Genomic DNA, 19,669 nt, shown 5'->3' with positions numbered 1-19,669 from the left:
TCTCCCATGAAGACTGTCCATGTGATCGGGGCCGGGCCGGCCGGGCTGATGGCGGCCGAGCGGCTGGCGCGGGCCGGCGCGGCCGTGGTGGTGCACGAGGCGATGCCGTCCGTGGCGCGCAAATTCCTGATGGCCGGGCGGGGCGGGCTGAACCTGACCCATTCGGAGCCGCTGGAGGATTTCACCGGACGGTATGGCGAGGCGGCGGGAACGGTCGGGGCGTGGCTGGAGCGGTTGTCGCCGACGCACCTGATCGGCTGGGCCGAAGGGCTGGGGCAGCCGGTGTTCACCGGCTCGTCGGGGCGGGTGTTTCCACGGGCGATGAAGGCGTCGCCGCTGCTGCGGGCATGGCTGGGGCGGCTGGCGGAACTGGGCGTCGAGGTGCGGACGCGGTCGCGCTGGACCGGGCGGCGGGACGGGGCCTGGGTGTTCGGGACGCCGGACGGCGAGCGGGAGGAACGGCCGGACGCGGTGGTGCTGGCGCTGGGCGGGGCGAGCTGGCCGCGGCTGGGCTCGGACGGCGGCTGGCGCGCGCGGCTGGAGGCGGAGGGGGTGGAGGTCGCCCCGTTCCGGCCCTCGAACATGGGTTTCGACGTGGCGTGGTCGGAGGTGTTCGCCGAACGGTTCGCCGGGCAACCGCTGAAACCGATCGCCCTGACCTTTGGCGAGACCACGGTGCGCGGCGAGGCGATGGTGACGCGCTACGGCCTCGAGGGCGGGGCGGTCTATGCCCTGTCGGCGCGGCTGCGGGACGCCATCGGGCGGGACGGGTCGGCGACGCTGACCGTCGACCTGCGGCCCGATCTGCCGATCGAGGCCCTGGCCGGGCGGCTGGCGAAGTCGCGCGGCAAGGACAGCGTGTCCAACTGGCTGAGGAAGGCGGCGGGGCTGTCGCCCGTCGGGGTCGGCCTGCTCCGGGAAATCCCGGGCGCGCTGCCCGAGGGGGCGGACAAGCTGGCGCGGCGGATCAAGGCGGTGCGGCTGACCCTGACCGGGGTGCAGGGGATGGCGCGGGCGATCTCCTCGGCGGGCGGGGTGCGGCTGGACGCCGTCGACGACCGGCTGATGCTGAAGGCCCTGCCCGGCGTGTTCGTGGCCGGCGAGATGCTGGACTGGGAGGCGCCGACCGGCGGCTATCTGCTGCAGGCCTCGATGGCCTCGGGCGTCACGGCGGCGGAGGGGGTTATGGGCTGGCTTAAGGCGCGGTGATTTTCCCCCATCTCAGTCGTCATCCTCGGGCTTGACCCGAGGATCAGACGTGGGGGCGAACTCGCTGCCCCGGGATGGCTTCACGGACAGCGAACCATTGGCCCGGACGGAGCACCGGACGGTCTGGCCCTCGGGTCAAGCCCGAGGGTGACGGTCCTTGTTTGAAGGGGCTAGAACGGTCGCATGACCCAGCACCGCATCCTCATCGCCGCCCTGATGACCCTCCTGTCCGTGACGCCCGCCCTGGCGCAGCAGGCCGAGGGCGCGCGGCTGAATGCGCATGTGCGGGTGCTGGCCTCGGACGCGTTCGAGGGGCGCGGGGTGGCGACGCCGGGCGAGCAGAAGACCGTCGACTATCTGGTCGGCCAGTTCCAGGCGCTGGGGCTGGAGCCCGGCGGGCCGGACGGCCAGTGGGTGCAGACGGCGCAGCTGGGCCGCACGCGGCAGGAGGGGCCGGCGACCATCGCCGTTCACGCGGGCGGCGAGACCCGGACGCTGGAGCGCGGGCCGCAGGTGCTGGTGTCCAGCGACCGGCCGGTGAACCACATCAGCATCGAAAATGCCGGGGTGGTGTTCGCCGGCTATGGCGTCGACGCGCCCGAGCGGAACTGGGACGACTTCAAGGGCGTGGACCTGAGGGGCAAGGTCCTGCTGGTCATCGTCAACGATCCGGACTTCGGCGCCCCCGAGGGCCATCCGGTGGCCGGGCGGTTCGACGGCAATGCGATGACCTTCTACGGCCGCTGGACCTACAAATTCCAGGAGGCGGCGCGGCGGGGCGCGGCGGCGGTGCTGGTGATCCACGACACGGCGGGCGCCGGCTACGGCTGGAGCGTGCTGGAGGGATCCTCGACGGCGCCGAAGTTCGACATCGTCCGGGCCGATCCGGAGGCCGAGCGGGTCCAGGCCCAGGGCTGGATCCAGGGGGCCGTGGCCGAACAGCTGTTCCGCGACGTGGGCCTCGACTACGCCGCCCTGCGCGAGGCGGCGCGGACGCCGGAATTCACGCCGGTGACGCTGGAAGGCGTGACGATGTCGATCGACTTCGGCCAGACCGCCGACCGGATCGAGAGCCGCAACGTGCTGGCCCGCATCCCCGGGGCGGAGCATCCGGAGGAGACGGTGCTGTACGGCGCCCACTGGGACGCCTTCGGCCGGGCCACGCCGGTGGGCGACGACGACATCTATAACGGGGCCGTCGACAATGCGACGGGCGTGGCCGGGCTGATCGAGCTGGCGCGGCTGTTCAAGGCCGGCCCGCCGCCCGAACGGTCGGTGGTGTTCGCGGCCTGGACGGCGGAAGAGGCCGGGCTTCTGGGAGCCGAATACTACGCCGCCAATCCGGTCTGGCCGCTGGAGACCACGGTGGCCAACATCAACATGGATTCCTTCCTGCCGGGGACCGAGGTCTCGCCGCAGATCGTGGTCATGGGGGCGGGCAAGAGCCAGACGGATACATGGCTGGAGCGGCGGGCGACGGAACAGGGCCGCGTCCTGATCCCGGACCCGGCGCCGCAGGCGGGCGGCTTCTACCGCTCGGACCATTTCCCGCTGGCGAAGAAGGGCGTGCCGGCCCTGTTCGGGGCCGCCGGCTTCACCGGCCACAACGCGGCCAGCCGCGACTATGTGGCCAATCGCTACCACAAGCCGTCGGATGAATGGACGCCGGAGTGGGTGATGGACGCCGCGGCGGTGGACGTGGACCTGCTGTACGCCGTGGGGCGCGACCTGGCCGACAGCCGCGCCTGGCCGGAATGGAACGCGGGAGCCGAGTTCGAGGCGGCGCGTCAGGCCTCGGCGGCGGCGCGGGAGCAGGATCAGCATCGGTGAGGCGAGGTCATGCCGAAACGGACAGTCAGCCTTATTCTGCCGACAGGAACGATCCTCATTGTGGCTTCGTGGGCGGCCCTCGAGTGGCTGCGGCCGAGAGCTGACCTCGGCTACGAAGCGCCGACCTGGATCGGCCTGTTCGAGGGAATGGCGAAAGAGGAGCTTGCCAGCGTCGCCATCTCATTCGCGACGCCGGTATTGATTCTATTGGGCCTCCGGTTTCACAGACTCAGTCTTCTACCTCTCCTGCCTGCGGCCGCGGTGGCGGCGATCCTGATCGGGGAACTGGTTCGCTACCACGCCACCATCGGCTCCCTGCCGCTCCCCCTGTGGGTCGTGAACCTTGCAAGCGCGGCCGCTGTCGTCGGGCTCGCAGCGGTCTCTTCCGGCATCTGCGGCTTGCTGGTGACGCGGCGTCACGGGCAGTCCGGCACCACTTCCTGATCGACGGATGACGCGCGCCGTCCGCTTGTTTAGGACAGGTCCATGACCACCCCCCCCGACATCCACGGCCTCTGCCCGCCGCGCTTCGCCGCGGTGAAGGACGCCTTCGCCGCCAATTTCACCGGGGCGCCCGAGGGGCTGAATGAGCGGGCGGCGCGGTTCAGCGTCTGTATCGACGGCGAGCCGGTCATCGACCTGTGGGGCGGCTGGGCCGACGCGGCGCAGACGGTTCCGTACGGGCCCGACACGCTGACGCCGGTGTTCTCGGCGGGCAAGGCGGTGATGGCCCTGCTGATCGCGACCTGCGTCGAGCGCGGGCTGCTGGACTACGAGCGGCCGGTGGCGAGGTATTGGCCGGACTTCGGGCAGGCCGGCAAGGAGGCGATCACCGTCGGCGAGCTGATGAGCCATCAGGCCGGCCTGCCGGGGTTCGCCGAGGGGATCGAGCCGGGCGACTGGTTCGACCGCGATCTCGTGCTGACGAAACTGTGCGCCCAGGCCCCGATGTGGGAGCCGGGCACGGGCTCGGGCTATCATCCGATCACCATCGGCTATCTGGCCGGCGAGCTGTTCCGGCTGGTCGACGGGCGGACCATGGGCACGGCGCTGCGCGAGGACTTCCCGGGTCTGGACCTCTGGATCGGCCTGCCCGAGTCGGAGCACGGGCGGGTGGCGCAGATGCGCAAGCCGTCGGCGCCGCCGAGCCTCGGCGCGCTGGACCCGATCAAGCGCTCGGCCTTCTTCGACCGGGGCTCGTCGCCGGGTCCGCGCGAGGCGGTGGAGTGGCGCACGGCGGAGATTCCGTCGGCCAATCTGCACGGCACGGCGAAGGACCTGGCGCGGATCATGGCCGTTGTGGCGACCGGTTCGTTCGAGGGCCGGAAGGTGCTGTCGGCGGCGACGCTGGACGCGGCGCGGCGCGAGCGGGTGCACGGGCAGGACCGGGTGCTGCCCTTCGTGATGGGCTGGGCGGCGGGCTGGACCGCCAACCGCGGGCTGGAGATCTTCGGGCCCAATCCGGCGGCGGTGGGCCACTACGGCTGGGGCGGGAGCTGCGTGTTCGCCGACCCGGAGGTGAAGTTGTCGGCGGCCTATGTGATGACGCGGCAGTCGCCGCATCTGATCGGCGATCCGCGGGCGGTGCGGCTGCAGCAGGCGCTCTATTCAGCGTTCTAGGGCCTCCTGGACCCCTACCCCGCCGTCATCCTCGGGCGTGGGAGCGGGAGGGAGAGGCGCCGTGTTTCCTCCCCGGAGCCGTCAGGCCGCCGATGACGCCGGACAGGACCGCCAGGCCCGCGCAGGTCAGGATGACGGCGCGGAAGGCGGCGTGGAAGGCGTCACGGGCGGCGGGCTCGAGATCGGCGCCGCCCATGACCTGACCCAGCAGGGCGCGGGCGTCGGGGCTGGCGGCCTGGGCCGTGAACACCGCCGACAGGATGACGCCGAGCAGGGCGATGGCCAGCAGGCCGGCGACGCGGGCCACGGCGTTGTTGATCCCCGAGGCCACGCCGGTGTGGCCGGGCGGGACGGCGCCCATGACCGCGGCGGTCAGGGGACCCACGGCCAGGGTCATGCCGACAGCCATCATCGTCATCCCGGCCAGCGGCCCGTCGACATAGCCGGCGCCGGGCGCGGGCAGGGCGAGCAGGGCGAGGCCGACGCCGGCCAGCACCGGGCCGAGGCTCAGGGACAGCTTCGCCCCGAAGCGGTCGGCCATCTTGCCGGCGAGGCCGGAGAACAGGCCCATGATCACGGCGAAGGGCAGCATGGCGGCGCCGGCCAGGGTGGCGCTCCAGCCATGCACCCGGATCAGGTCGAACGGCAGGAAGAACATCGCCCCGCCGAGCGCGAAATAGAGCAGCAGGGTCAACAGGTTGATTCCGCTGAACACGGACGATCTGAACAGGCCCAGCGGCATCATCGGATGGCGTTCGCGCGCCTCGACCCACAGGAAGGCGGCCAGCAAGGCCGCGCCGCCGGCGAGGCCGGCGAGGACCAGCGGATCGCTCCAGCCGAGATCGGGCGCGGCGGTCAGGGCCCAGGTCAGGGCGGCCAGGCCGGTCATGGCCAGCAGGGCGCCCGGCCAGTCGAGGCCGCGGGCGCTCTCGTCGCGGCTCTCGGGCACGGCCCTGAGGGTGATGACGGTGGTGAGCACGGCCAGCGGCACATTGATCCAGAAGATGAAGCGCCAGTCAGCGGTGTCGGCCAGCCAGCCGCCGACCAGCGGCCCGATCATGCCGAAGATGGCGCCGGCCCCGGCCCAGGTCCCGAAGGCCTTGCCGCGCTCGTCGGGCGGGAAGGCCGAGCCGATCACGGCGAGGGCGCCGGGAGTCAGCAGGGCCGCGCCGACGCCCTGCACCGCCCGTCCGGCGATCAGCAGCTCGACGGTGGAGGCGAGGCCGCAGGCGATCGAGGCGAGGGCGAAGACGGCGACCCCGATCAGGAACACCCTGCGCCGGCCAAAGCGGTCGCCGGCCGCGCCGCCGATCAGGACCAGGGCCCCGAGGGTCAGCAGATAGGCGTTGGAGACCCACTGGGTCGCGGCGGGTCCGGCGCCGAGGTCGTTCTGGATCGCCGGCAGGGCCACGCCCAGCGCCGAGCCGTCGATGAAGGTCAGGCTGGAGCCGAGCACGGTGGCCACGAGAATCCAGCGTTTGCGGACGGCCGACAACGATTGATCAGCGTCGGCCATGGCGCGCTCCGGGACGGGGAGCGGAAGCTAGGCCGGTTCCGCGGCGTCCTTCAAGGCCTGCCGGGCGGCGCGGACGCGGAAGAAGGCGGCGGCGGCGAAGACGGCGGCCCCGCCCCAGATGAAGGCGAAGGACAGGATGCGCAGCGGCGTCAGCGCCTCGCCGGCCCAGACGCCGACGGCGAACTGGAGCGTCGGGGCGAGGAACTGGATGAAGCCGATGGTCGACAGCGGCAGGCGCCGCGCCGACCAGGCGAACAGGGCCAGCGGCAGCACGGTGGCCGGGCCGTTGGCCAAGGCCCAGAGGGCGTTGCCGGGGCTGTCGAAGGCCACGCCGGCGCCGGTATGCTGCAGCCACAGCACCCAGGCCAGGCCGAAGGGCACGAGCAGCAGGCACTCGACCAGCAGGCCGGCCTGGGCGTCGATGGGCACGCGCTTGCGGATCACGCCATAGCTGGCGAAGCTGAGCGCCAGGACGATCGAGATCCACGGCGGGCGGCCGAGGGCCAGCGCCTGGAACAGCACGCCGACCGCGGCCAGGCCGATGGCGACCCAGCCCCAGCGGTCGATCTTCTCGCGGAACAGCCACAGGCCCACGATCATGTTGAGCAGCGGGTTGATGTAGTAGCCGAGACTGGCCTCGAGCGTGGCGCCGTGGGTGGTGGCCCAGACGTAGACGCCCCAGTTGACGGCGATCAGCACCGTCGAGGCGCCGAGCCAGGCGAGGGTCTTCGGTGACGTGAAGACGGCGCGGACCTGTCCGCCCTGCTTCGCCAGCCAGACCAGCAGGCCGGCGAAGACCACGGCCCACAGGGCGCGGTGGGCGAGGATCTCCAGCGCATCGAAGCCGATCGCCGCCTGGCCCATGAACAGCAGCGGCATCACGCCCCACAGGACGTAGCAGCCGAAGGCGGACAGGAGCGCGGCGCGGCCCTGGTCGGAGCCGGTGACGGTGGTCATGGTCATCTCCTTCGCCGGGGGAGCGGCGAGCGGACGGTCAGACGGTGATCGAGCGGTATCCGGACGACGGTTTGATCACGCCCGTCTCGTCGAGCAGCTGGGCGATCTGGACGGCGTTCAGGGCGGCGCCCTTGCGCAGGTTGTCGGACACGATCCACAGCGACAGGCCGTTCTCGACCGTGGGATCCTTGCGGATGCGCGAGACGTAGACGGCGTGCTCGCCGGCGGCGTCGACCGGCGTGATGTAGCCGTCGTGCTCCTGCTTATCGATGACCATGACGCCCGGCGCCTCGCGCAGGATGGCGCGGGCCTCGTCGGGCGAGATCGGACGGTCGAACTCCAGCGTCACCGATTCCGAATGGCCGACGAAGACCGGCACCCGCACGCAGGTGACGGTCAGCTTGATCGACGGGTCGAGCATCTTTTGGGTCTCGTCCCACATCTTGGCTTCCTCGTCGGTGTAGCCGTCGTCGCGGAACGAGCCGATGTAGGGGATGACGTTGAAGGCGATCTGCTTGGGGAACAGTTTCGGCGTGGCGTCGCCGAGGCCGTAGATGGCCTTGGTCTGGTTCCACAGCTCGTCCATGCCCGCCTTTCCGGCCCCGGACACCGACTGGTAGGTCGAGACCACGGCGCGGGTGATCTTCGCCGCGTCATGCAGGGGCTTCAGGGCGACGACCAGCTGGGCGGTCGAGCAGTTCGGGTTGGCGATGATGTTCTTCTTGCGCGCCAGCTTGATCGCGTCCGGGTTCACCTCGGGCACGATCAGCGGCACGTCGGGGTCCTTGCGGAAGGCCGAGGAGTTGTCGATCACGATGGGGCCGGCCTTGCCGATCTTCTCGGACCACTGGCGCGACACGTCGCCGCCGGCGCTCATCAGCACGATGTCCATCTTCGAGAAGTCGAAGCCCTCGATGTCCTGGCATTTGATGACCTTGTCGCCCCAGGCGGCCTCGACGCCCTTGGATTTGCGCGAGGCGACGGCGTGCATTTCGTCGACGGGGAATTCGAGTTCCTCGAGGATGTTCAGCATCTCCCGGCCGACATTGCCGGTGGCGCCCACGATAGCGACGCGATAGCCCATGTTACTCTGTCCTTCGGACGCGCTACGCTCGGCTCGCGGAGCCTCGCTGCTTGAGCGCAAGATTGGGTAATGCCGACCGTGCCGGACGACGATGGTTCTATGTGGGCTTTCGCAGCCGCGAAGCAATCGCTTTTCAGCGGCGGCGGGCTGTGCCAAGCCCGAGATCGATGGGATCACGCATTCGCGCTGCTTATGAGAAGCGGCTGGCCGACGGCCGGCTGACGCCCGATCCGTCGCAGGTTCCGGTGGTCGAGGCGCTGGCCCGGCTGGAGATCGACCTGCGCCGCAAGGGGCCGCTCGGAGGCCTGCTGGGCGGGCGCCCGGAGCTGCGGGGAGTCTATCTGTGGGGGCCGCCGGGGCGGGGCAAGTCCATCCTGATGGACCTGTTCTTCGCCTGCGCGCCGGAGCCGCGGAAAAGGCGGGCCCATTTCCATGCCTTCATGGCCCGGGTGCACGGGCTGATCCGGCAGTGGCGCGAGGGCGACGCGGACGCGCGCAAGGCGGTGTTCGGCCAGTCGAAAGGCGACGATCCGATCCGGCCCGTGGCCGAGCTGATCGCCTCGGAGGCGCGGCTGCTGTGTTTCGACGAGCTGCAGGTCACCGACATCGCGGACGCCCTGATCCTCGGCCGGCTGTTCGAGGCCCTGTTCGAGAAGAAGGTGGTGCTGGCGGTGACCTCGAACCGGGCTCCGGACCAGCTGTATCTGAACGGGATCAACCGCGAGCTCTTCCTGCCCTTCATCGACCTGATCGAGGCGCGTTGCGAAGTGGTGTCGGTGGCGGGCGCCCGCGACTGGCGGCTGGACCGGCTGATGGGCGACCGGGTCTGGTTCACGCCTCCGGACGAGGCGGCGCGGGCCGGGTTCGAGGCGCTATGGTCGGATCTGAAGGGGGAGCAGGCCGAGGCGCCCACGCATCTGACCGTGCTCGGCCGGGACGTGGTCATCGAGCGCACCGACGGCGGGCTGGCGCGCGCGACCTTCGACGAGCTGTGCGGCCGGCCGCTGGGGCCGCAGGACTATCTGGCCATCGCCGGACGGTTCCACACCCTGTTCGTCGAGAACGTGCCGGTGCTCGGCCCGTCCAATCACCACGAGGCGCGGCGCTTCGTGACCCTGATCGACGCCCTCTATGAGGCCGGGACGCGGCTGGTGGTTCTGGCCGAGGCGGCCCCGGAGGCCCTGTACCGCAAGGGCGTCGGGGCGTTTGAGTTCGAGCGGACGGTGTCGCGGCTGAACGAGATGGGCGGGGCCGAGTGGCTGGCGCGCGAGCGGGACTGACGCCTTGCTTTCGCCGTTCATCCATCGATAGGTGAAGGCCTGCAGGAGACCACGATGATCCGTTTCGCGACCCTCGCCGCCGCCGCCGTGATGGCCTTCGCCGCGCCCGCCGCCGCATTCGCATCGGCCGCCGTCCCCGTCCAGGCGGCGCCCAGCCCCGGCCTCCCGATCGAGGCGGTGCGGGCCTGGCTGACCTCCAAGGGCGGAAACGTCAGCCCGATCAACCGCCAGGGCGGCGACACCTGGATCAACATCGCCGACGGGCCGATGACGTGGCAGGTCTTCTTCTACGGCTGTCAGGCTGATGTGTGCAGCGACATCCAGTACGCCGCCAGCTTCTCCAATCCGACCATAACCCAGGCCCTGGTCAACGACTGGAACCGCGACCGCCGCTTCCTCAAGGCCTTCTTCGCCCCCGGCGAGGCGGGCGGGGACAGCACGGCCGTGGTCCAGTACGACGTGCTGATCGCGAGCGGCGACGTCGAGCAGCTGACCGAGCCCACGGCCCTGTGGCTGGAGCTCGTCGGCGCTTTCGGCACGACGGTGGGCTATTTCGCGGCCCCCGCGCCCGCGGCCGAATAGGGACGGCTCAGACCGTCCGGATCATCCCGTCGGCCACGGCGACCGGCCACGGCGTCAGCCGTCCGCCCGCGCAGGGACCGCCGGTGCATTCGCCGGTCAGCGGCTCGAACACCGCCCCGTGCCAGCCGCACAGGATCAGCGACCCGTCGGGCGTCAGATAGCGGTCCAGCTCGAGGGCGAGGGGAAAGCCCTGGTGCGGGCAGCGGTCGACATAGCCCGCCACCCGGCCGTCCTTGCGCACCACGAAGCCATGGAAGAAGGCCTCGCCGATCTGCAGCACGAAACTGCGCGCCCCGGGGTCGGAGAGGGCGGTCTCGGGGCATAGCGGCACATTGGGCGGGGTGGACCAGACGCGCTTGCGTTCCGATGCGCCGGGGGCGGCCGGTTCGCTCAATGGCGCTCGACCTTGAGCGGGCGGGACAGCAGGTCCTCGATCACCTCCTGCACGGTGGTCTCGCCGTTGAGCAGGGCCGCGACGGCGAGGGAGATCGGCATGTCGACGCCCATCCTCGCGGCCAGTTCGCGCACGGCGGGGGCGGACTCATACCCCTCGGCGACCGAACGTTTGCCGGCCAGCGCCTGTTCGACGCTCTGGCCCTGGCCGAGGGCGAGGCCGAGGCTCATGTTGCGCGACTGCGGGCTGGAGCAGGTCAGGACCAGGTCGCCGAGGCCGCACAGGCCGGCGACGGTCTCCGCTTGGCCGCCCAGGGCGACGCCCATCCGGGTCATTTCGGCGAAGCCGCGGGTGATCAGGGCGGCGTGGGCGCTGCGCCCGAGGCCGCGCCCCTCGCTCATGCCGCAGGCGATGGCCAGCACGTTCTTGATCGCCCCGCCGACCTCGGCCCCGACCAGGTCGGTGGCCAGATAGGGGCGGAAGGCGGGGGCCGACAGGGTCTCCATCAGCGCCTCGCCGAGGGCCTCGTCGGCGCAGGCCAGGGTGACGGCGCTGGGCAGGCCGCGGGCCACCTCGGCCGCGAAGCTGGGGCCCGACAGCACCGCCGCGGGCGCGGCCGGCAGGGTCTCGGCCAGCACGTCGGTCATCAGCTTGAGCGAGCCGCGCTCGATGCCCTTGGAACACAGCACCACGGGAACACCCGCGCGGTGATACGGCGCGAACGCCGCGAGGGTCGAGCGCATGTGCTGGGCCGGGGGCACGGCGAGGATGACGTCGCACGACGCCAGATCGGCCAGATCGCCAGTCACCGCGACATGGTCGTCGAGGGTGACTCCGGGCAGGAAGGCCTCGTTGACGCGGCGGGCGCGGATGCTCTCGACCACCTCGGGCTCGCGCGCCTGCAACAGGACGTCGAGGCCCGCCCGGCCCGCGACCTGGGCCAGGGCCGTGCCCCAGGCGCCCGCGCCGATCACTCCCGCTGTGCGAAATTCCATACCTGTCCCTGAACCTCTAGGCCTTGGCGCCCTTGCGGCCCGGCTTGTGGGCCGGGTCGGCGAGCGCGCTCTTTTCATCCAGCGGCCAGCGCGGACGGGCGATGGCGTCGATGTCGGAGACCCAACCCTTCTGCAACCGTTCCGCTCCCGCCAGGGCGATCATCGCCGCATTGTCGGTGCAATAGGCCATCGGAGGCGCGAGGAATGCAAAGCCGTTCTTCGCGGCGGCGGCCTCGAGCGTCGAGCGGATCGTCCGGTTGGCCGCCACGCCGCCGGCCACGACGAAGAGGCGGTGATCGTGGCGTTCCGCATAGGCCTTCATGGCCCGGTCGGAGCGGTCGCTGAGCTGGCGGGCGATGGCGGTCTGGACGCCGTCGGCGAGGTCGGCGCGGTCCTGACCGGTCTCGCAGGCGTGGGCCAGGCGCGAGGCGGCGGTCTTGAGTCCGGAGAAGGAGAAGTCGCAGTCCTTGCGGCCCAGCAGCGCCCGCGGCAGGTCGAATCGGGCCCCGTCGCCGGTTTCGGCCAGCGCCTCGAGCGCCGGGCCGCCGGGATAGCCGAGGCCCAGAGCCTTGGCGATCTTGTCGAAGGCCTCGCCGGCGGCGTCGTCGATGGTCGTGCCCAGCCGGGTCATGTCGCCGATGCCGCGCACCTCGAGCAGCTGGCAGTGGCCGCCCGAGACCAGCAGCAGCAGGAAGGGATAGTCGACCCGCGCGCCCAGCCGGGCCGACACCGCGTGGCCCTCCAGATGGTTCACGGCCACCAGCGGCAGATCCCGCGCCAGCGCCACGGCCTTGCCGTAGCTGAGGCCGACCATGACCCCGCCGACCAGCCCCGGCCCGGCCGTCGCCGCGACCCCGTCGAGGCCGTCGTATCCGAGACCCGCGTCGGCCATGGCCCGGCGGACGACGCCGTCGATCATCTCCACATGGCTGCGGGCGGCGATCTCCGGCACGACCCCGCCATAGGCCGCGTGGTCGTCGATCTGGCTGTGCACCACCGACGACAACACCGTCGCCGCGCCGTCCGGGGTCAGCCGCACCACCGAGGCGGCGGTCTCGTCGCAGCTGGTCTCCAGGCCGAGCACCGTCAGCACGCGGCCGGCAGTCGCGGTTGCCCGGCTCCCTTCGCTGCTATAGTCGGCGGACCTGTCCATCGGGTCGAGGTAACGACCCCGACCCCCCGGCGCAACGGCTCTCATGGCTCCTCTCGTCCGCATCGGCACGCGTCGCTCCAGACTGGCCCTGACCCAGTCAGGCATGATGCAGCGCGCCATCGGCCACGCCCTGGGCGTCGCCGACGCCGATCTGGCCGAGGCCGTGCCGCTGGTCGAGATCGTCACCACCGGCGACCGGGTGCAGGATCGCCGCCTGATGGAGATCGGCGGCAAGGCCCTGTTCACGAAAGAGATCGAGGAGGCGCTGCTGGGGGGCCGCGTCGACGTGGCGGTGCATTCGATGAAGGATGTGCCGGCCGAGCAGCCGACGGGCCTGTGCATCGCCGCCGTTCCGACGCGCGAGGATCCGCGCGACGCCTTCGTCAGCGAGGCCTTCGCCGCCTTCGCCGACCTGCCGATGGGGGCGCGGCTGGGCACGGCCTCGCTGCGGCGCCAGGCCCAGGCGCTGGCGCTGCGGCCGGACCTGTCGATCGAGATGCTGCGCGGCAATGTCGACACCCGGCTGCGCAAGCTGGCCGACGGCGAGTTCGACGCCATCCTGCTGGCCGCGGCCGGCCTCAACCGGCTCGGGTTCGAGGCGGCGATCCGCGAGCGGCTGTCGCTCGACGCCTTCCTGCCGGCGCCGGGCCAGGGCGCCCTGGCGCTGCAGACCCGGACGGACGATCGAGGCGCCACCTGGGTCGCGGCGCTGGATGATCCGGCGACCGCCCTGGCCGTGGCTGCGGAGCGCGGGGCGATGACGGCGCTCGAGGGATCGTGCCGCACGGCGATCGGGGCTCACGCCGAGATCGCCGCCGGCCGGCTGCGGCTGACCACGGAGATGCTGGCCCCCGACGGCTCCGCGCGCTGGCGCCGGGCGGGCGAGATCGGCGACGTCCACGCGGCGGATGCGAGGACGCAGGCCCGCGCCCTCGGCCTGCGTCTGGGGGCCGAGGTGCAGGCTGCGGCGGGCGACCAGCGAGTTCACCTCTGAGCCCGATCCGCCGCGTCTGGATCACCCGCGCCGAGCCCGGCGCGACGCGCACCGCCGCCCGCCTGGCCGCCGCCGGCTTCGAGCCGGTGGCGGCGCCGCTGCTGGCCATCCGGCCGATCCCGCAACCGGAGCCGGACCTGGACGGGATCGCCGCCCTGGCCTTCACCAGCCGCAACGGCGTCGACGCCTTCGCGGCCCTGTCGGGCGATCGCGCCCTGCCGGTGTTCACGGTCGGGGACGCCACCGCCGACGCCGCCCGGGCGGCGGGGTTCGCGTCCGTCCGCTCCGCCGCCGGAGCGCTCGATGATCTGGCCCGGCTCCTGAGCGGGGCCGCGCCGCGCGGAGGGGTGGTGCTGGTTCCCGGCGCGCTCGAGCCTTCCGGGGACTTGCCGGCGCTGCTGTCCGGTCACGTCGAGGCGAGGGCCCTGCCGATCTATGAAGCGGTCGAAACCGGCGCCGCCGCGCCCGCGGCTTTCGACGCTGTCCTGATCCATTCCGTCCGCGCCGCGCGCGCGGTGGCGGCGCTGGGCCCGTTCGCCGGACAGGCCGCCGTGGCCATCTCCGACGCCGCCGCGGCGCCCTTGCGCCAGACAGCGGGACTGGAAATCCGCGTCGGCGCGCGCCCGGTTGAGGCGGCGCTCGTCGAGGCGCTTGGCAAGCCCGCGCCCCGCGTATAAAGAGCGCCTCTCGCGCGGGCGGGCTCCATCCGCCGCGCCAAGGCCGCTTTAGCTCAGCTGGTAGAGCATCGCATTCGTAATGCGGGGGTCAGGTGTTCGAGTCACCTAAGCGGCACCACCATCTTCCTCGGGAGCTCGACTCCGACTAGCGGCACCAAGCGTTGTCATTGTGGGTCTGATGCCGAAGCCGAGGAAGTACCAGCCTCTCGTCGACTATCTGAATGCCTTTAAGGGCGACGAGGTCACATTGTCGTACCCGGAGCTGGAGGCGATGGTCGGACCTATGTCGCCCAGCACCCGGTCATGGACCTATTGGTCGAATGGACCGTACCTGAACACCAAACCGCCACGGTGGGTTCAGGCTGAGACCGGGTTCGCTACCTATTTTCAATCGACGCCCCAGAAGGTCTGCTTCAAGCGCCGGAAGCCATAGCCGCCTCAACAGCGTCCGTCTGGTCTGGACGTAGGGATTCAGACCAGACGTATCTCCTCCTCGCTGACGGCGAGTAGCTCCTCAAGCGGCGTGTCGAGGGCGCAGGCGATACGGTGCAATGTGTCAAGGCGAGGGTTCGCCCAACCCTGTTCCAGTCGATACACGTAGTCGGCCGACACGCCTGCTTTTGCGGCCAACTCCGACCGTCCCAGACCAGCGGCCAGTCGCCAGAGATAAGCCCTCTGGCCGACGGCGATCTTGAACCGTTCCGCATCCGACAAGTCTTTGGACATGGCAGCCTCCAGGAGGCTGACCGTCAGCCTTCGGCGGCCGCTTCCCCGTCTGGCGTGATCAAGACAACAGGGGTCGTGCCGAGGGCTTGGGAGAGTTCGTAGAGGCTGACGATGGTGGGGTTGCGAAGACCCCGCTCCATGTCGCTGATGTACTGCTGGCTGAAGCCGGACCGCTCGGATAGCTGCTCCTGCGTCAGGCCGGCTTCGATCCGGCATTTCCTCACATTTCGGCCGAGCAGCCGCCGCATGTCCATGCGGCCACCGTTGACCTCCCCGCACGGCCAAGTTTATCAACTATAATATGTATTCGGATTGAGTGCTTCGTTGCCCGTGGTCGAGATCGGGCGGAAGGCGGCCCCTCAATCGAACGGGGGGAAAAGCATGTCCAAATCGTCTTGGGTTGCTGGTGCGGCCATTGTCCTGAGCCTGAGCATTGGCGCCTGCACGGAACCCGAAGCCCCGCAAAAGGGCGCAGATGGCGGCGTCGACATCAGCGAGCCCGTGCGCTGGCTGGCGCAAGGAGACGGCCGGGCCTGCGGCCACTTCTCCGTCACCCAGACGATAGCGGCGATGGTCTCGGTCGAAGACGTGCTGGAGCGAGGCTTTTCTTCACTCCAGCCCGGACTTGAGGACGGTGATTTCTTCCTCGAACACCTCAGCAGCGATTTTGAGAACATCACGCTTGAAAGCGTGGATCTCGCCACCAGCAGCGTGACCTGTAGCGCCGACTACATCGCCTCGTTCGGCGAGAATCCGCCGGCCGCCGGCCGGATCACCTATTCAGTCCAGCCAACCATCGACAAAGCCGACCTCCTCATCGAGGTGGATGATCTGACACCGATGGAGGATGCGATCCGTTCGGTCGCCAGGGCATTCCTTGCGGAAGGGCGGCAGATGACGGCTGCGGCCCGCACTGGAGGCGGGGACGGTGGCAGCGTCTTCCTCCATGCCGAGCCTCTCCCCGAAGGAGGACTGGCGGAATGGCGGGGGCGCATCGTTCATTCCGAAGGCACACACCGCACGATGACCATTCGGACCGAGCGTCCGGTCGACGTCACGGCTAACGTCAGCTTCACCTGCGAGGACAGCGTCAACACATCATGGTCCGATGTACGCCGTGCCGGCGTCGAGACGACGGTGGAAGAGGCGGGCATTCCGCCGAAGGTCCTGACCATGGCCCTTCGCCACGGCTGTAACTGGTGAGATCGCCCCTTCGCCGGTTCGGCTTATGGCCACGGCGTAGAATCGATTTTCCGGCGATTTGAACCGGCTCTCCGACGATCGCCGGAGCCCAGCGCAGTCAACGGCCCTCGCCACTGTCCTGCCTGATTAAACCGGACTCTGACAAACGGCTTACTTCATAAAGGTTAGGTGCCATTTCGATTCCTGCTGTGGTGCACTTCCAAAACCCACATGAGGTGTCATTCCTGCTGAATGTGGTCACTGTTTCGCCAGTGCATCGCAAGTCTGAAACCTGATTTCCGCGTCTGGTTTATTCAAGACGATTGGCCTAAATGCGCCTCCCCGCAATCACGAGGTCACAATGGTCAAATCTCCAAGCAAGCCCACAGCCAACAATTATGTCGTTGCCTGCGCAGGGAACGACAACCCGAACGCACCGACAAAACTCCCTGTGATCCCCCCGACCGGGGCTGTCGTCAGCGCCGACGATCTCGCACGGTCCAATCGCTCCCAGCCTCTCGGCTGATCTCCATATGCGGTCCCATAGTACCGCATAACCGACCGCCCCACCCCACACGCCCCACAACCTGATCACCACCCTGCACCGGGCTCGCCCGGCGCTGCCCGGAGTCCTGCATGAAACCCAAACACACCTTCATCACAGCCGCCGAAACCCTCATTCGGGACGGAGAGGCCCGAGTCCGGATGGGCCAGAACAGCGCCCGCCTGGTCCCGGACTATAAGGACCGGCTGCGGTGTCACTGCGCTCCGTTCTTTGGCGACACACCGCTGGCCAACATCGACTCGGCGATGCTGCGGCGTTTCCGTGATGAACTGGTGGCCAAGGGTCTCAAGCAGGCCACCGTGTTGGTGGTCATGTCGTTCGTCAGCAAGACGCTCCGCATGGCCCACGACGACGGCCTGATCCGTCAGATGCCGGCCATTCCTCGAAAGGGGCAGAAGCCAAGTCCTCGCCCGGCATTCACCGCCGCCACCTATACGAAGCTGCTCACCACGCTGAAGCAGGTGGAGAAGGGCAAGCCCGTTATCGCCTTCAAGGGCAATCGGGTGGACTGGGAGTTGCGGGCCATCGTGACCTTCATGGTCAACACGTTCACCCGGCCGGGCGACGTGTTCGCCTTAAAGAACGAGCACATCATCGTCGTACCTGAAGATGCGGATGGTCCGGCATACCTGCGGATCGATGCCCCGTCGTCCAAGGGCCACGAAGCCCCGATCATCTCCATGCCGGTGGCGGTGCCCGTCTATCAGCGCACCATCGAGCGGCACCGCAAGGCCGGCTTCGGCAAGCCAGACGACTACGTCTTCCTCCCGTCGAAGAAGAAACGGGCTTACGCCCATGAGCTCGTTCGCCGCCAGTTCCGCCTGGTCCTGAAACACGCAGGCCTGCTGCAGTCGACCAAGGGGGTGGAGCACTCGCTCTATTCGCTTCGGCACACTGCCATCACGCTGCGGCTGCTGCACGCCAAGGATCTCGACTTGCTCACGCTAGCCCGGACAGCCCGCACCAGCGTCGAGATGATCGACCGCTTCTACGCCAGTTCGCTCACCGCCGAACTCAACCGGGACAAGCTGCACAGCTTCCGCCGCCCCACCCGCTTCCTCACCGACGGCGTGTCGCCCGTCGTCGCCAAGGGGAGCTGCGCATGAAGCCTGTGAACGTGAATCCGCTTTACGACCTTATCAGGTCGGCCAAGGCGCAAACCACTCGCCAAGGCCTTATCGGCCAGCGAGACGACGCCCGGGAGACCGAAGCGCCGGACGAGAGCTGCCGTCGCTATGTACTGCGGACCTTCGACTTCCATCTGGGAGGCAAGGGGCAGACCAGCTTCATCTTCAACCTCGATGACCAGATCAGCTGCGTCATATGGAAGGGCGAGTTCGGCGGCGACCTGGACGGCGAGGGAGCGTTCTATGACCTCTCGGACCTGATCCAGAAAGGTTTCAAGCGCACCTACAACGAGCGTGCCTTTTCGCCGAGGGACGGCATGGGGGAACTGCGCTGGCGGACGTTCAAGCTCGCCAAATATGAGCGGCTGACCATCACCACCCGGCAGCGCAAGATCAGGTTTCCCAACCGGACGCTGGAGGTCTCCCGATCCTTCCTCCAGCCGCAAGCCTCCTTCCTGCCAAAGGTGGCGGAGCTGACCACTCGGCCGCTGGACGACCTCTTCTGCTGAAGCCTCCCCAAGGCTCCTGAACTCCCGACCAACCGGTCTTCCCCAATTCGGACGGCATCCCGCCGCCCGGATGCGGCCGCCTGCGGCCTTTTCTAACCCAAACGAGGAACGACGAATGAGCACACTGGACTGGCTGCTGAACATCCGGGCGGACGACTGCCGAACCCGGCTGGAGACCTACCTGCCCTGGGCCTACTGGGACGAGCGACCTCATCCCATCACTGAGGAAGGACGGGTCGAAACGCTTTGCTCGCCCGTAAGCGGTCCTTGGGATGAGGCGGAGAAGGAGCTGACCATCACCTTCGACGGCGAAGGTCGGCCGTGGACGGCCCAGCTCGTGACCTGCTTTGAGTCCCGGCGAGCGCTCCGTGAGGCCTCCGATCATCTGGCGGGTGAACTCGATCAGGCCCTGACGCCGTTCCGGGCTCCCCTATTTGTCGCCCTGCCCGAGGGCGATCTGGCCGTCATCGACGAGCGATGGTGGCTGACGGATAGCGCCTGCTCCATGCAGGTGTTGGCGGCAGAGGCGGCCGACGCCCGGGCCGCGTATTAAATCGTCGCCCGGGTGTTCTTCGATCGACCCCTGCTGCCGTTCGAGCGCCGGCTGCGGGCCCTGCCGCTCGGCGAGATGAGATTGGCTGACCTCGCCGCCGCCGTGCACTGCGGTCTCGCCGAGGACTGCCCAGCGCCGTTGTCCAGGCCCCCGCGACGGAAAGCGCCGGAGCTTGAGGGCCCCGGCGTTCCGCTGGTCAGCGTCTAAACCTCAAGCCTTGGGTTTCGCCGCCTTGTTGGTGGCGAAGCGGGCTTGAAGTCCGGACGCCGCCTCGGCCAAGGCGGCGTCCAGCGCCCCCGTCAGCACCTCCTGCCTGAGCGGCGGGAGGAGCTGGCGCAGGTCGTTCAGGGTCGGCAGCACGAAGGTGTCCTTGCCGTCCTTGACCTTCAGGCGAGCCGACCCATAGCGAAGGGCGAACTGCACCTGGCCCCCGTCGTCAATCCACCACCAAGGCGACACAGACCGACGATCCTCCGCCGTCTGCACCTCGTCGGTCTCCAGATCACGACGGCGGCGGACGCAGACCTTCTGATAGGTGCCGCCGCCATCGATGGCGTCGAGCAGTTTCAGCTGATCCGCCAGCCCTTCCGCCAGTTTGCGACGGCGGACCCGGACAGGATCATAACCCCGCTGCCGCTCGACGCCATCGATCACTTCAAGTTTGTCCAGAACGCTCATGCCGACCTCCGCTGTTGGTGAGGGCGGCTTCCAGCAAA

The 19,669-nt window shown here is 69.4% G+C and carries 21 protein-coding genes and 1 tRNA gene; 13 read left to right on the top strand and 9 right to left on the bottom strand.

The window, feature by feature from the left end; genetic code table 11:
• The first annotated feature begins 6 nt into the window (after nucleotides 1–6).
• The 4 genes from VEB62_RS03800 (at nucleotide 7) to VEB62_RS03785 (ending at nucleotide 4,659) form a co-directional block, all read left to right on the top strand.
• Complete coding sequence (locus VEB62_RS03800; protein WP_324795600.1) at nucleotides 7–1,209, top strand: TIGR03862 family flavoprotein; 1,203 nt, start codon at nucleotides 7–9, stop codon at nucleotides 1,207–1,209.
• A 183-nt stretch (nucleotides 1,210–1,392) separates the two neighbouring features.
• The gene (locus VEB62_RS03795) at nucleotides 1,393–3,039 is read left to right on the top strand and encodes a M20/M25/M40 family metallo-hydrolase (RefSeq protein WP_324795597.1); all 1,647 of its coding nucleotides are present in this window, start codon (nucleotides 1,393–1,395) and stop codon (nucleotides 3,037–3,039) included.
• 9 nt (nucleotides 3,040–3,048) lie between these two features.
• The gene (locus VEB62_RS03790) at nucleotides 3,049–3,483 is read left to right on the top strand and encodes a hypothetical protein (RefSeq protein WP_324795594.1); all 435 of its coding nucleotides are present in this window, start codon (nucleotides 3,049–3,051) and stop codon (nucleotides 3,481–3,483) included.
• Nucleotides 3,484–3,525: 42 nt separating this feature from the next.
• A complete protein-coding gene (locus VEB62_RS03785) occupies nucleotides 3,526–4,659 on the top strand; it encodes a serine hydrolase domain-containing protein (RefSeq protein WP_324795592.1) in 1,134 nt (377 codons plus the stop codon).
• A 25-nt stretch (nucleotides 4,660–4,684) separates the two neighbouring features.
• Here the strand turns inward: VEB62_RS03785 and VEB62_RS03780 are convergent, their stop codons facing one another.
• From VEB62_RS03780 to VEB62_RS03770, 3 genes are read right to left on the bottom strand one after another with little or no spacing between them, the layout of a single operon-like run.
• Nucleotides 4,685–6,175 carry an MFS transporter gene (locus VEB62_RS03780; protein WP_324795590.1) on the bottom strand — a complete coding sequence of 497 codons (1,491 nt, stop codon included), beginning with the start codon at nucleotides 6,173–6,175 and terminating at the stop codon, nucleotides 4,685–4,687.
• Nucleotides 6,176–6,202: 27 nt separating this feature from the next.
• Entirely contained in the window at nucleotides 6,203–7,132 is a 930-nt protein-coding gene (gene rarD, locus VEB62_RS03775) for an EamA family transporter RarD (protein WP_324795589.1), read from the bottom strand.
• 37 nt (nucleotides 7,133–7,169) lie between these two features.
• On the bottom strand, nucleotides 7,170–8,216 hold the full coding sequence (locus VEB62_RS03770) for an aspartate-semialdehyde dehydrogenase (RefSeq protein ID WP_324795586.1): 1,047 nt from the start codon (nucleotides 8,214–8,216) through the stop codon (nucleotides 7,170–7,172).
• A gap of 167 nt (nucleotides 8,217–8,383) precedes the next feature.
• Here VEB62_RS03770 and zapE point away from each other — a divergent pair, with 167 nt between their 5' ends.
• Both zapE and VEB62_RS03760 read left to right on the top strand, forming a co-directional pair.
• Complete coding sequence (gene zapE, locus VEB62_RS03765; protein WP_324795582.1) at nucleotides 8,384–9,496, top strand: cell division protein ZapE; 1,113 nt, start codon at nucleotides 8,384–8,386, stop codon at nucleotides 9,494–9,496.
• A 54-nt stretch (nucleotides 9,497–9,550) separates the two neighbouring features.
• Nucleotides 9,551–10,078: a YbjN domain-containing protein gene (locus tag VEB62_RS03760; protein ID WP_324795579.1), complete on the top strand. Its 528-nt coding sequence runs from the start codon at nucleotides 9,551–9,553 to the stop codon at nucleotides 10,076–10,078.
• Between the two features lie 7 nt (nucleotides 10,079–10,085).
• On the opposite strand, the gene VEB62_RS03755 is transcribed toward VEB62_RS03760, so the two are convergent.
• The 3 genes from VEB62_RS03755 to tsaD are packed head-to-tail and all read right to left on the bottom strand — an operon-like array spanning nucleotide 10,086 to nucleotide 12,620.
• Nucleotides 10,086–10,472 (bottom strand): Rieske (2Fe-2S) protein, encoded by a 387-nt coding sequence (locus tag VEB62_RS03755; protein ID WP_324795577.1) that lies wholly within the window; start codon nucleotides 10,470–10,472, stop codon nucleotides 10,086–10,088.
• Nucleotides 10,469–11,467: an NAD(P)H-dependent glycerol-3-phosphate dehydrogenase gene (locus VEB62_RS03750; protein ID WP_324795573.1), complete on the bottom strand. Its 999-nt coding sequence runs from the start codon at nucleotides 11,465–11,467 to the stop codon at nucleotides 10,469–10,471. Before VEB62_RS03750 ends, VEB62_RS03755 begins: the two co-directional genes overlap by 4 nt.
• A gap of 16 nt (nucleotides 11,468–11,483) precedes the next feature.
• Complete coding sequence (gene tsaD / locus VEB62_RS03745) at nucleotides 11,484–12,620, bottom strand: tRNA (adenosine(37)-N6)-threonylcarbamoyltransferase complex transferase subunit TsaD (RefSeq protein WP_414641978.1); 1,137 nt, start codon at nucleotides 12,618–12,620, stop codon at nucleotides 11,484–11,486.
• 43 nt (nucleotides 12,621–12,663) lie between these two features.
• On the opposite strand from tsaD, the gene hemC reads away from it, so the two are divergent.
• The 3 genes from hemC to VEB62_RS03730 all read left to right on the top strand — a co-directional run bounded on the left by hemC (nucleotide 12,664) and on the right by VEB62_RS03730 (nucleotide 14,409).
• A complete protein-coding gene (gene hemC / locus VEB62_RS03740) occupies nucleotides 12,664–13,614 on the top strand; it encodes a hydroxymethylbilane synthase (protein ID WP_324795567.1) in 951 nt (316 codons plus the stop codon).
• On the top strand, nucleotides 13,611–14,291 hold the full coding sequence (locus VEB62_RS03735; RefSeq protein ID WP_324795637.1) for a uroporphyrinogen-III synthase: 681 nt from the start codon (nucleotides 13,611–13,613) through the stop codon (nucleotides 14,289–14,291). Before hemC ends, VEB62_RS03735 begins: the two co-directional genes overlap by 4 nt.
• 42 nt (nucleotides 14,292–14,333) lie before the next feature.
• Nucleotides 14,334–14,409, top strand: a tRNA-Thr gene (locus tag VEB62_RS03730).
• A gap of 353 nt (nucleotides 14,410–14,762) precedes the next feature.
• On the opposite strand, the gene VEB62_RS03725 is transcribed toward VEB62_RS03730, so the two are convergent.
• The gene (locus VEB62_RS03725) at nucleotides 14,763–15,017 is read right to left on the bottom strand and encodes a helix-turn-helix domain-containing protein (RefSeq protein WP_324795565.1); all 255 of its coding nucleotides are present in this window, start codon (nucleotides 15,015–15,017) and stop codon (nucleotides 14,763–14,765) included.
• Between the two features lie 23 nt (nucleotides 15,018–15,040).
• Complete coding sequence (gene relB / locus VEB62_RS03720; RefSeq protein ID WP_324795562.1) at nucleotides 15,041–15,265, bottom strand: type II toxin-antitoxin system RelB family anti-toxin; 225 nt, start codon at nucleotides 15,263–15,265, stop codon at nucleotides 15,041–15,043.
• A 133-nt stretch (nucleotides 15,266–15,398) separates the two neighbouring features.
• Between relB and VEB62_RS03715 the strand changes: the two genes are divergently transcribed.
• The 4 genes from VEB62_RS03715 (at nucleotide 15,399) to VEB62_RS03700 (ending at nucleotide 18,953) form a co-directional block, all read left to right on the top strand.
• Nucleotides 15,399–16,220 (top strand): hypothetical protein, encoded by an 822-nt coding sequence (locus VEB62_RS03715; RefSeq protein ID WP_324795559.1) that lies wholly within the window; start codon nucleotides 15,399–15,401, stop codon nucleotides 16,218–16,220.
• 615 nt (nucleotides 16,221–16,835) lie between these two features.
• On the top strand, nucleotides 16,836–17,870 hold the full coding sequence (locus tag VEB62_RS03710) for a tyrosine-type recombinase/integrase (protein ID WP_324795556.1): 1,035 nt from the start codon (nucleotides 16,836–16,838) through the stop codon (nucleotides 17,868–17,870).
• A gap of 5 nt (nucleotides 17,871–17,875) precedes the next feature.
• Nucleotides 17,876–18,400: a hypothetical protein gene (locus VEB62_RS03705; protein WP_324795553.1), complete on the top strand. Its 525-nt coding sequence runs from the start codon at nucleotides 17,876–17,878 to the stop codon at nucleotides 18,398–18,400.
• Between the two features lie 115 nt (nucleotides 18,401–18,515).
• The gene (locus VEB62_RS03700) at nucleotides 18,516–18,953 is read left to right on the top strand and encodes a hypothetical protein (protein WP_324795550.1); all 438 of its coding nucleotides are present in this window, start codon (nucleotides 18,516–18,518) and stop codon (nucleotides 18,951–18,953) included.
• A 210-nt stretch (nucleotides 18,954–19,163) separates the two neighbouring features.
• On the opposite strand, the gene VEB62_RS03695 is transcribed toward VEB62_RS03700, so the two are convergent.
• A complete protein-coding gene (locus VEB62_RS03695; RefSeq protein WP_324795547.1) occupies nucleotides 19,164–19,631 on the bottom strand; it encodes a hypothetical protein in 468 nt (155 codons plus the stop codon).
• Between the last annotated feature and the right edge of the window lie 38 nt (nucleotides 19,632–19,669).

Source organism: Brevundimonas sp., from assembly GCF_035626975.1.
GTDB lineage: Bacteria > Pseudomonadota > Alphaproteobacteria > Caulobacterales > Caulobacteraceae > Brevundimonas.
The sequence above is the reverse complement of the archived record's forward strand: the minus strand, read 5'-3'. Positions and strand labels throughout refer to the sequence as shown.

What these genes read in the sequence shown, in the direction of transcription:
- VEB62_RS03800 (WP_324795600.1), top strand. Translation starts at nt 7, where the DNA reads ATGAAGACTGTCCATGTGATCGGGGCCGGGCCGGCCGGGCTGATGGCG.
- VEB62_RS03795 (WP_324795597.1), top strand. Translation starts at nt 1,393, where the DNA reads ATGACCCAGCACCGCATCCTCATCGCCGCCCTGATGACCCTCCTGTCC.
- VEB62_RS03790 (WP_324795594.1), top strand. Translation starts at nt 3,049, where the DNA reads ATGCCGAAACGGACAGTCAGCCTTATTCTGCCGACAGGAACGATCCTC.
- VEB62_RS03785 (WP_324795592.1), top strand. Translation starts at nt 3,526, where the DNA reads ATGACCACCCCCCCCGACATCCACGGCCTCTGCCCGCCGCGCTTCGCC.
- VEB62_RS03780 (WP_324795590.1), bottom strand. Translation starts at nt 6,175, where the DNA reads ATGGCCGACGCTGATCAATCGTTGTCGGCCGTCCGCAAACGCTGGATT.
- rarD (WP_324795589.1), bottom strand. Translation starts at nt 7,132, where the DNA reads ATGACCACCGTCACCGGCTCCGACCAGGGCCGCGCCGCGCTCCTGTCC.
- VEB62_RS03770 (WP_324795586.1), bottom strand. Translation starts at nt 8,216, where the DNA reads ATGGGCTATCGCGTCGCTATCGTGGGCGCCACCGGCAATGTCGGCCGG.
- zapE (WP_324795582.1), top strand. Translation starts at nt 8,384, where the DNA reads ATGGGATCACGCATTCGCGCTGCTTATGAGAAGCGGCTGGCCGACGGC.
- VEB62_RS03760 (WP_324795579.1), top strand. Translation starts at nt 9,551, where the DNA reads ATGATCCGTTTCGCGACCCTCGCCGCCGCCGCCGTGATGGCCTTCGCC.
- VEB62_RS03750 (WP_324795573.1), bottom strand. Translation starts at nt 11,467, where the DNA reads ATGGAATTTCGCACAGCGGGAGTGATCGGCGCGGGCGCCTGGGGCACG.
- tsaD (WP_414641978.1), bottom strand. Translation starts at nt 12,620, where the DNA reads ATGGACAGGTCCGCCGACTATAGCAGCGAAGGGAGCCGGGCAACCGCG.
- hemC (WP_324795567.1), top strand. Translation starts at nt 12,664, where the DNA reads ATGGCTCCTCTCGTCCGCATCGGCACGCGTCGCTCCAGACTGGCCCTG.
- VEB62_RS03725 (WP_324795565.1), bottom strand. Translation starts at nt 15,017, where the DNA reads ATGTCCAAAGACTTGTCGGATGCGGAACGGTTCAAGATCGCCGTCGGC.
- relB (WP_324795562.1), bottom strand. Translation starts at nt 15,265, where the DNA reads ATGCGGCGGCTGCTCGGCCGAAATGTGAGGAAATGCCGGATCGAAGCC.
- VEB62_RS03715 (WP_324795559.1), top strand. Translation starts at nt 15,399, where the DNA reads ATGTCCAAATCGTCTTGGGTTGCTGGTGCGGCCATTGTCCTGAGCCTG.
- VEB62_RS03710 (WP_324795556.1), top strand. Translation starts at nt 16,836, where the DNA reads ATGAAACCCAAACACACCTTCATCACAGCCGCCGAAACCCTCATTCGG.
- VEB62_RS03700 (WP_324795550.1), top strand. Translation starts at nt 18,516, where the DNA reads ATGAGCACACTGGACTGGCTGCTGAACATCCGGGCGGACGACTGCCGA.
- VEB62_RS03695 (WP_324795547.1), bottom strand. Translation starts at nt 19,631, where the DNA reads ATGAGCGTTCTGGACAAACTTGAAGTGATCGATGGCGTCGAGCGGCAG.